Genomic DNA, 8,714 nt, shown 5'->3' on the forward strand with positions numbered 1-8,714 from the left:
GTATGGCCCTTCCGGGGCCGGGCTGGAAGGAACCTCGCGGGCCCAGTGGGAGGGGATGCCCGTCGCAGTTCGGTCAGGCCTGTTGGGGAGGACCGAACAGCCACCCCGAAACGTCGCTGCGCAGGACCACGTGCGGTCCGCCGGTGGAACTGACGCTTCCGTTGGGGACGTAGTAGCCGCGCCCGGCTCCGGGGCCGCCGGCGGCGCGGTCGATGGCGTCGGTCAGGCGACGGGTCAGGTGCCCGCTGGGGCCCAGGGACCGCAGTTCATTAAGTTCGTCCTGCGTGAGCCGTCCCAGCACTGCAGCAATATCGGCCATGGTGAATCCTCCCGACGGATGGTGCGGATGGTGCCCAAGGTGGATGGTGCCTAAAGAATCAGGCTAGGGCAGCCAAATTAACGGCACGTGACGCCCCGGTGACCAGTGGCGAACAAAGCAGGAAGGCCGGCGTCGCGGGCGTCCGCCTCCGGGTGTCATGAGCGTCACTGCCGCGACTGCCCCGGTCCCCAGCATTTACACGGCGTCATGCTGTACGGTTCAATCCCGGAGATCCGGAGATACAGAGATACGTAGATCCGGAGAGACTCCGAATCACACGCCCAGCAACTGAAATGAGTATCACCAGGTGGCAACCGATTATGACGAAGTACGCTCCGACGTCGCGGAATCCCGCAACGCTTCCCTGGAGGCGCTCCGTTCGGCGAATGCGCCTGACGCGCGAAGCGTTGTCCGCGAACTAGACGAGGCCGATACCTCCGAAGGCGTGGAACTGCCGGGGGCAGACCTGTCCGGCGAGGAACTGACCGTCACGGTCATCCCGCAAAAAGAAGACGAATTCACGTGCTATTCCTGTTTCCTGGTGCGGCACCGGTCCCAGTTGGCCAAGGAGAAGGCCGGCCACGCCTACTGCGCAGACTGCCTCAGCTAGAGCCCCCGGCAGGACCGGCTCAGCCGGTCCGGAAACGTACAGCCCGGCAGGTGTGGTTCCGGCACCGGACGCTGCCCGCCGGGCCGCCCGTCGAATACACTTCTGTCACATGCTTCACAATAGTGTCGGGAGGCGGAAGGACATGACCAGCCGGGGCACGTTCGGCTACGCTCCTGTTTGACGATGCGGCGACGGCCGGCACACGGCCGGAGGCTGATCATGCGTAAATCCACCAGCAGCTTGGCTGACCCTGCTGCTGCGCCGCCGTCGGCCGCCGACGCCAACGACGCCAATGGACCCGAACGATCCGACGGGCCGGCGGCCACCCGTACCCCCGGCACCGGCAAACCCGCCCGCGCAGGGAGCCTGCAGCGCGAATGGTCCAGGGCCTTCATCCTGGTGCTCCTTGCCCTGCTCGCCGGGGCCGCGGTAACCCTGGTCGGCGTCCGTTTTGTCACGGACCAAATCCAGCACGCTGCCGCACAGCACCGCGTCGAGTCGGAGGCCATCGCCGAGCTCCGGACCGGCATCGAGACCCACGAACAAGCCGGACTCCAGCTGTTGTCCGCCCCGGCAGATCCGGCCGCTTTTTTGCTGCAACAAAAGGACATCTGCGCCCAGTTCGATGCCACCGCCCGGATCCTGCCGGAGGCGTACGGCATGCGGGCCACAGTCCGCGAGGCCCGGGCCGCGTGGCAGGAGGGACTGTCCGCGCACAATCTCTGGGAAAGCCAGGTGGCCACTCTCCACGGCAACCGGGTGGCGGAGGCGCCGGCGTTCGCCGCGTCCAGCGCCAGGGCCCGCGCCCTGCTCGCCGACGTCCGTCGCGCTTCGCTCGACGCGCTGGACGACGGCGTCGCCCGTGGGGCCGGGCTTCAGCAGATGGTATCGACCGTCCGCACGGCCCTCTTTGCGCTGGCCGCGGGCGGGGTTTTCTTTTTCCGACGGCGGATGACCAAGTACCTGATGCGCCCCGTGGAGGGTCTGTACCGCGGGGTCCTGAAGCTGCAGTCCGGTGATTACAGCCACCGGATCAGCGTTGTCCGCAATGACGAACTTGGGCAGCTGGCCGAGGCCTTCAATTCCATGGCCGCCACCGTGCATGACAACCACCTGGAACTGACCTTCCGCGCCACCCACGACCCGCTCACGGGACTGGCCAACCGGGCAGTCCTCACCGAACGCCTCACCGCCGCGTTCGACCCCGAGGCAAAGAACCCGGAAGCAGCTGGCACCGAGGTCTGCGACGGGCATGAAGGCCTGCTGGTCATCGACGTCGACGACTTCAAAGACGTCAACGACTCGCTGGGCCATGAGGGCGGCGACGCGTTGCTCATTCAGCTGGCCCAACGGCTGCGGGGCTGCGTGCGCGGGCATGACCTCGTCGCCCGGCTGGGCGGCGACGAATTCGCGATCCTTGTGACGGATGAGGGCGGCACGGCGACGGACGACGTCGCACGGCGCATCCAGGACACGCTGCGGGACCCTTTCTGCATCGATGACGTCCGGCTGAAGGTAACCGTCAGCATGGGCGCCGCCCAGCGCAGCGCCGGCACTGCAGATCCGGCCGAGCTGATGCGGCAGGCGGACTTCGCCATGTACATGGCCAAGCACGGCGGCAAAGGCCGCTACCAGCTCTTCGATGCCCGGGGATATGACGAAATGACCTACCGGGCCGCTCTCCGGGCGGACCTCGCCACAGCCGTGCAGGCCGGGCAGTTGCGCCTCGACTACCAGCCCGTGGTGAATCTCGGCACCGGTGAGATCGCCGGGGTGGAGGCCCTGGTCCGCTGGGAGCACCCGACCCTGGGCCGGCTGGGACCGGCCGACTTCATCTCCTTGGCCGAGGAAACCGGCGAGATAGGCCCCATCGGCTGCTGGGTACTGGACACCGCAAGCCGTCACGTCGCCGGCTGGCGCCGGTCCCCGGGCACTGCCGAAGACTTCTGGGTCTCGGTCAATCTTTCCACTCTTCAGCTTTCGAGCGACCGGAACCTGGCAGCCCTGGAGCGCATCCTGGCCCACCCCGCCTCGCAGGCCGACAAGGTGATCCTCGAGGTCACCGAATCGGCCCTGGCCACGAGCGCCGACGGCGGGGTCGCTGCCCTGAACCGGCTGAAGAGCTTCGGCGTCCGCATCGCAATCGACGACTTCGGGACCGGTTTCTCCTCGCTCAGCACGCTCGCTGCGCTGCCCGCGGACATTCTCAAGATCGACCGTGCCTTCCTGTCCGGGCTGCCTGGGGACGCCCCGGCCGCGGCGATGCTCGAGGGCATTCTGGAAGTGGCCCGGAAACTGGACCTGGCCGTCATCGCCGAGGGCATCGAGCACACCGGGCAGCTGGATCTCCTGCGCTCGCTCGGCTGCGACATGGGCCAGGGCTTCCTTCTGGCCAGTCCCAGCCCGTCTCCCGTTCTCGAGGCGCTGCTGGCCTCCGGGGCCCGCCTGCAGCCGCCGGCCGGCATGGACGCGACGGCGGCCGGCGCCTGAGCCAGCCGAAGGACCGGACAGGCGGTCGGCGTTGTGCTCAAACGGCGGGGAAGTCCAACGAGGGCTCGTCCGCGGTGGCGAGTGTCAGCACGGCCTCTTCCACGGTTTCGTGGTCCTCAAGTTCGCGTTCAACGCGGCGTAGGGCCACGGCGACGTCGTGTTCCCGGAGATCTCCCTGTATGTCCACGGCCGCCACGACGTAGAGCTTGCGCGGGCCGACGTATTCGAGATGCAGGTACGTGATGCGTTCGATCTCTGGGTGTTCGAGGAGGCGGCGGGCCATGCTGCCCTCGATATCGCCGGTCACGGCTTGTCCCACCAGGAAGCGCCGGTTCCGCTCGATCAGCACGACGGCAACCACGGCCAGGAGGATGCCCACCAGAATGGACCCCACGGCGTCCGGCACGGAGGACCCCGTGACCTGGTGCAGGAATATCCCGGCGAAGGCGATGAGCAGGCCAACGAGCGCGGCCCCGTCCTCGGCGAAGACGGCGCGCAGCGTGGGGTCGGAGCCCTTGAGGACCTGCTCGAGGGTGTTCCGGTCAAGCTCTCGCGCCGCCTTCCGGTTTTGCCGGAACGCCTGGATGAAGGACACGCCTTCAAGGACGAACGCGATGGTCAGCACCAGGTAGGCGATCCCATAGTCACCTGGCGGTTCCGGGGTGATCAGCTGCTGGATGCCGTGCATCACCGACACCACCGCGCCGGCCGTAAACAGGCCAAAGGCGGCGATCATTGACCATACGTAGGCCTCGCGCCCGTAACCCATGGGGTGGGCTTTGTCGCGTTTCCGCGCGGCTTTCCGTTCGGCGATGAGCAGGAAGACCTGGTTGCCGGTATCGGCCCAGGAGTGGGCCGCCTCGGCAGTCATGGACGCCGAGCCAGAGATGAGTGCGGCCACTGTTTTGGCTGCCGCGACGAGGACGTTCGCTGCAAAGGCAATCAGCACTGTGAGCGATGCTGACCAGGACTTCTTACGCTTCACGCAATTTTCCCTCCCTCGGCTGCAGGATGCATGCCAGTGACTACGCTATCTCCCCGGGCTCTCCCGGACCGGCGTTCGACGCCGACTGGTTCCATTCGTGCCGGTCAGGCGCACAATATAGCTAGTACGTTCATCCGCTCGTTTCCTCAAGCCGCTCGGGGTGTTGCGCAATGAATGCTCGTCGGAAGCTGTCGTCGCTATTGGTGCTCCTGATCTTGCTGGGCACCGGCGGGTGCGCCGGCGGCAGCGGATCGCCGGCGTCGACGTCGGCGCCCCCACCCGGCCCTGCCTACGGGGCCGGCCCGACGGCGGGCACCGCCGCCGCCACCATCACCATCAAGGACTTCGCCTACGGCGACCCGCTCACCGTGGCCCCCGGCGCGGCGGTCACCGTCACCAACATGGATGCCGCGGCGCACACGGTCACGGCTGACGAAGGTTCAGCGTTCGATGCCCAGGTCAAGGGCGGCGGCACTGCCACTTTCACTGCGCCGACGAAGCCCGGATCCTACGCGTATCACTGCACCTACCATCCGGGCATGCACGGGACGCTGGTGGTCAAATGAGCGCCCAGAGCCCCGGACGGACCGTGCGGGTCCATACGGCCGGCATGACACTGCGAATCCTCACGGCCGTTGCCCTGTTCATTGACGCCGCCGTCCACATCCACCTGGCCCCGGGCTACCAGGCGGGGAACTCCGCGGGAATCGGCCAAGGGAACCTGTTCCTGCTGGAATCGGCTGCCGCTGTGCTGGCCGGGTTGTACGTGCTGCTGCGCGGCAGCAGGACGGCCTTCGCCGTCGCATTCGTCGTCGCGCTGAGCGCCTTCGTGGCCGTGGTGGCATACCGTTACGTGAATATTCCGGCGTTCGGGCCTTTCCCGGCCATGTACGAGCCCATCTGGTTCTTCGAGAAGTCCGTCAGCGCCGTGGCCGAAGGCGCCGGCGCCGTCCTGGCGGCCATCGGTTTCGTCCGGGCCGGACGGCGGACGAACGGGCAGGGCGCCCAGTCCAAGCACTGACCAACCCCGGGCCGCGGACTTGCTAGCATGTGGGYGGGGTGGTTCAGGCTGAAGTCGTTTGCAGAAGGCACGAAACAAGAGGACACGGCGTCTACAGGCACGGGATCAGCAAACGTGCCCGGAAGCCGGCCTGCAGAACCGACGAGGGCCACTGCTTCCCTGGCGCCAGGGCAGACCTGGCCAGGATCGGCAGCCGCCCGCCGTGCCGTGGCGGATGCCGGCACCGCCGTCGGCGCCTATCTTGTGGCCTGGGCCTGGTTCGGCGCGGCGGTCTTCAGGGCTCCTGTTCCTTGGCTCCTGGCCCTGGCGGCGGGGGCCGCGGTGATCATCCGGGCCGCCGGCTCCGTTTTGCGGCGGAAACCGCGTTTTTCCACCCGCGCGGACCGCGTCACCCTCGGCCGGGCCGGCATCGTGGCCTTTTGTGCCGCCGAAACGGTGGTGGGGTTGATCGCCGGAGCCGGACCAAGCCTTCTGGTGGTGGTCCTGGGCACGGCCGCGTTCCTGCTCGATGCCGTGGACGGACGGGTGGCCAGGTTCACGGGTTGTGCCACGGCCGAGGGTTCGCGCCTGGATTCGGATACGGACGCCGCGCTGGTCCTGGTGCTGTCCTGCGCGGCGGCGGGAAAGTTCGGCCTGTGGCCCCTGGGCATCGGCCTGATGTACTACGCGTTCCTCGCAGCGGCCTGGTTCCGGCCGTCCCTGAAGAACCCGCTGCCGTCCAGCACTGTCCGCAGGGTCATCGGAGCCGCCCAGCCGGCGGCCCTGCTGTTCGCCCTGTTGCCGGCGGTGACTCCGGCGCTGGGAGCCATGGTGCTCGGGCCGGCGCTTGGGCTGCTGGCCTTTTCATTCGGGCGGGACGTGGTCAAGCTGGAACGGCTCCGGGCGGGAGGCGCTTCGGCCGCCGGCTTCCCCGCCACCCGGGCCGGTTCACCCGCAGGAACCTAACGCGGTGCGGGTCTCGGCGCCAGGTCCTTCGTCGCCGGGCCCTGGATGACGGCGCCGTCGGCGGCAAACCGCGAGCCGTGGCAGGGGCAGTCCCACGTCGAATCGTCCGCGTTGAACGCGACCGTGCAGCCCAGATGCGTGCAGATGGCCGAGACGGCGAGGAGGTCCCCGGCAGCGCCAGCGTAGACGGCGGTCATTTCGCCGTCGATCTCCACGACGGTGCCTTCGCCGGGTCGCAGCCCGGCGACGGCCGGTTGGGCCGGCAGYCGGTGTGGGGGCGGCTGGTCCGGTTGCTGCCGCACCCCGCCTGCCTGGCCGGCGGAAGGGCGGTTGGTATCGAAAACCGCGGCCCAGGGGTTGTGCCGGCCCGACAGGGTGTCGGCCAGGATCAGGGCGGCAGCGGTGCCGTTGGTCAGGCCCCATTTTCGCAGGCCGGTGATCACATGAAGGTGCGCCGCCGTCGGTGTCAAAGTCCCGGCGTAGGGCAACCCGTCGACGGGCATGTTGTCCTGCGTGGACCAGCGGAAGCTGGTCTCCCCGGTGCCGAGGCGTTCCCGGGAGAAAGCCGCGAGGCGGCGGTACCGCGCGGCGGCATCGCTGGCGTCGGCGGCACGGTGCCCCTCGCCGCCGGTGAGAACGAACCGGGCGCCCTCAATGTCGATCGCCAAGATGGAGCGCATCGGCTCGTCGACGCTGATGAAGGTCCCGTCCAGGGGCACGGCAGGTGCCAGGCTGGCAACGACGTAGGAACGGTGCAGGTAGCAGCGCCCGGCAAACAGCCCGGCGTCGCCAACGGGGACGTTGGTGGCAATGATCACCTCGCGCGCCCGGACGGTGCCGCTCCCGGTCTTGACGACGGCGGGCACCCCGTCGCGGACCGAGGTGACGCGCGAGTCCTCCAGTACGTGGCTTCCGCTCCCGTCCACGGCGCGGGCGAGGCCTTGGAGGTATTTGACCGCGTGGAGTTGTGCCTGGCCGTCGAACCGGACTGCGCCCCGGGTACCGAACGGCAGCGGCACCTCGGAGGTAAAGACAGCTGGCAGGCCGAGCCGTCCGGCCAGGGCCGCCTCGCCGCGGACCCTGGCGAGGGCGTCGTCGGATTCGGCGTAGGTGTAGTTGGACACCCTGCGGAAGTCGCAGTCGATGCCCTCCTCCGCGACGACACGCGCAATGTGCTCGATGGCGGCCTGGTTGGCCCGCCCGTACGTGCCCGCGACGTCCGGTCCGTGCCGGTCCGCGAGTTCGGTGTAGGCCAGCCGGTGCAGTGAGGTGACTTTGCCGGTGGTGTGCCCCGTAACGCCGGTGCCAATGCGGGCTGCCTCCAGGACCGCGACGGTGCTGCCGGCGCGTTTGAGGGCCAGCGCCGCCGTCAGGCCGGCGATCCCTCCCCCGACGACGGCGACGTCGACCTCAAGATCCGTGTCCAGGGAGGGATAGCGGGTGGTACCGGTTGTGGCGAGCCAGAGCGAAACCTGCCGTCCTTCGAGCCGTTCACCCACGGCGGCGCCTTCTGCTGAACATCCGGAATCAGAGGCCCTCAGTGGCTTCCAGCCGCCCCGAGCGAACCGCATCGGCGAAGGCCTCGTAGTCCTTTTCGTTCTGGTCCGCGTACCGCTCGGAGAAGTCGGTGATGGAGCGTTCGAACTTGTCACTCTTACCGAGGTAGGACGCGATCGCGATGGGGTCGCCGGACCGGGCGTGGGCCCGCGCCAGCGTCCAGCCGCAGGCGTCGGCATAGAAGGTCATGCCGAGCGGCTTCATCCCTTCCACAATGGCTGAGCCCTTCATGTCACGCAGTTGGCGCCAATATAGGTACCGGTTGTCCTGTACCCCCTTGGTCCATCCCAGGAAGATGTCGCTCGCGGCCTGCATCATCCGCTGGCCCTGCACCACACGCTCGCCCGGCTGCTTGAACTTGCTCTTCGGTAAGTGGTCCTCGAGCACCGACCTCGTCGCCTCCTTGACCTGAAGAAACAGCGGATCCTGCTCATCCCGGCCCTGGAGCAAGGCGATGAACGCCCGCGTGCCGACACTGCCGACGCCCACGACCTTGCGGGCGACATCGATGACTTCGAAGCGCTCCAGCAAGATTCGTCGGTCGTCCGGCAGCGTGGCCCGGTAGGAACGGAGCTGCTCACGAACCGCTTTCTGAATCCCATCCGCAGACATGCCGAACGATTCACCCAGCTCCCGCGAGGGAATGACGATCGGCGGCTGGCTGACGATCCGGTACTCCCCGTCCACCCGCTCGGCGAGCTTGGAGAGTGCCTGCAGGCTGTCGCGGGTGTGGGCCTTGGCGACGTTCTGTTTCGCCGTCTTTTCCATGCCGTGGGCTGCCTTCTTG

The 8,714-nt window shown here is 68.0% G+C and carries 9 protein-coding genes; 5 read left to right on the plus strand and 4 right to left on the minus strand.

What is annotated here, in order from left to right; translation table 11 throughout:
- Nucleotides 1-73: 73 nt before the first annotated feature.
- Nucleotides 74-319 (minus strand): hypothetical protein, encoded by a 246-nt coding sequence (locus AC1D1W_RS18740; RefSeq protein WP_230008878.1) that lies wholly within the window; start codon nt 317-319, stop codon nt 74-76.
- A 307-nt stretch (nt 320-626) separates the two neighbouring features.
- On the opposite strand from AC1D1W_RS18740, the gene AC1D1W_RS18745 reads away from it, so the two are divergent.
- Nucleotides 627-929: a DUF4193 domain-containing protein gene (locus AC1D1W_RS18745; RefSeq protein ID WP_028276793.1), complete on the plus strand. Its 303-nt coding sequence runs from the start codon at nt 627-629 to the stop codon at nt 927-929.
- Nucleotides 930-1,148: 219 nt separating this feature from the next.
- Complete coding sequence (locus tag AC1D1W_RS18750) at nt 1,149-3,419, plus strand: putative bifunctional diguanylate cyclase/phosphodiesterase (protein WP_243177792.1); 2,271 nt, start codon at nt 1,149-1,151, stop codon at nt 3,417-3,419.
- Between the two features lie 37 nt (nt 3,420-3,456).
- Here AC1D1W_RS18750 and AC1D1W_RS18755 read toward each other — a convergent pair whose 3' ends face one another.
- Nucleotides 3,457-4,404: a cation diffusion facilitator family transporter gene (locus AC1D1W_RS18755; protein WP_028276791.1), complete on the minus strand. Its 948-nt coding sequence runs from the start codon at nt 4,402-4,404 to the stop codon at nt 3,457-3,459.
- Nucleotides 4,405-4,607: 203 nt separating this feature from the next.
- Here AC1D1W_RS18755 and AC1D1W_RS18760 point away from each other — a divergent pair, with 203 nt between their 5' ends.
- From AC1D1W_RS18760 to AC1D1W_RS18770, 3 genes are all read left to right on the plus strand, one after another.
- On the plus strand, nt 4,608-4,970 hold the full coding sequence (locus tag AC1D1W_RS18760) for a cupredoxin domain-containing protein (RefSeq protein ID WP_476944475.1): 363 nt from the start codon (nt 4,608-4,610) through the stop codon (nt 4,968-4,970).
- A complete protein-coding gene (locus AC1D1W_RS18765) occupies nt 4,967-5,425 on the plus strand; it encodes a hypothetical protein (RefSeq protein WP_476944476.1) in 459 nt (152 codons plus the stop codon). Before AC1D1W_RS18760 ends, AC1D1W_RS18765 begins: the two co-directional genes overlap by 4 nt.
- A 207-nt stretch (nt 5,426-5,632) precedes the next feature.
- Entirely contained in the window at nt 5,633-6,370 is a 738-nt protein-coding gene (locus tag AC1D1W_RS18770; RefSeq protein WP_476944477.1) for a CDP-alcohol phosphatidyltransferase family protein, read from the plus strand.
- Here AC1D1W_RS18770 and AC1D1W_RS18775 read toward each other — a convergent pair.
- Nucleotides 6,367-7,869, minus strand: coding sequence for an FAD-dependent oxidoreductase (locus AC1D1W_RS18775; protein WP_476944478.1), 1,503 nt, complete (start codon nt 7,867-7,869; stop codon nt 6,367-6,369). The two genes, AC1D1W_RS18770 and AC1D1W_RS18775, sit on opposite strands and share 4 nt — an antisense overlap.
- Nucleotides 7,870-7,897: 28 nt before the next feature.
- A partial coding sequence (locus AC1D1W_RS18780) for a DUF2252 domain-containing protein (protein WP_476944479.1) occupies nt 7,898-8,714 on the minus strand: 817 nt, incomplete at its 5' end.

The organism is Arthrobacter sp. P1_B4, assembly GCF_056406555.1.

Bases quoted from the DNA above. Each gene is read 5' to 3' on its own strand.
- AC1D1W_RS18740 (WP_230008878.1), bottom strand. From the start codon at position 319: ATGGCCGATATTGCTGCAGTGCTGGGACGGCTCACGCAGGACGAACTT.
- AC1D1W_RS18750 (WP_243177792.1), top strand. From the start codon at position 1,149: ATGCGTAAATCCACCAGCAGCTTGGCTGACCCTGCTGCTGCGCCGCCG.
- AC1D1W_RS18765 (WP_476944476.1), top strand. From the start codon at position 4,967: ATGAGCGCCCAGAGCCCCGGACGGACCGTGCGGGTCCATACGGCCGGC.